This window comes from Dehalococcoidia bacterium (assembly GCA_025054935.1).
GTDB lineage: Bacteria > Chloroflexota > Dehalococcoidia > SpSt-223 > SpSt-223 > JANWZD01.
Map to the genome: position 1 here is coordinate 1 of JANWZD010000057.1, position 636 is coordinate 636.

1 protein-coding gene is annotated in these 636 nt (G+C 54.1%); it reads left to right on the forward strand.

What is annotated here, in order from left to right:
* Nucleotides 1-636 (forward strand): DUF294 nucleotidyltransferase-like domain-containing protein (locus NZ773_16250; protein MCS6803479.1); only part of this gene is annotated, 636 nt, incomplete at both ends.

The window sequence follows — 636 nt, forward strand, 5'->3', positions numbered from 1 at the left end:
TCGCTTCCTTCGTCGTCGAGGATTTGGACAAGGTCGGCTTTCCCAAATGCAAGGGCAACATTATGGCGACCAATCCCGACCTCTGCCAATCCCTTTCGGGCTGGAAGCGAAACTTCTCGAAGTGGGTTCATTCGGCAAGCCCGAAGTCGCTTCTGAACGCCTCCATTTTTTTTGACTTTCGCGCCCTTTGGGGCGAAGCGTCTCTCGTGGAGGAGTTGCGGGCGCATCTCTTTTCGGAAATCGAGACCGCAAGGCAATTTATGTTCTTTATGACGCAAAACGCCTTGCAAACGAGACCGCCGCTCGGCTTCTTTGGCACGTTTTTGCTTGAAGATTCGGGGGCGCATAAAAACCAATTCAATCTCAAAGAGCGCGCCTTGCGTCCGCTCGTCGACGGCGCGCGCCTTCTCTCGTTTGAAACCAAAGGCAAAAGCGCGAACACATGGACTCGCCTCGAAGTCGCCAAAGAAAAAAATTTGCTCCGCCCGAATTTGCTCGACAACGCCATTGAGGCGTTTGACTTTATGATGACGCTTCGGCTTGCGCACCATGCCGAGCAACGACGCAAAGGCGTTTCGCCCGACAATTTCATCGCGCCCGAAACGCTCACGCAAATCGAGCGCAACGCCCTCAAAG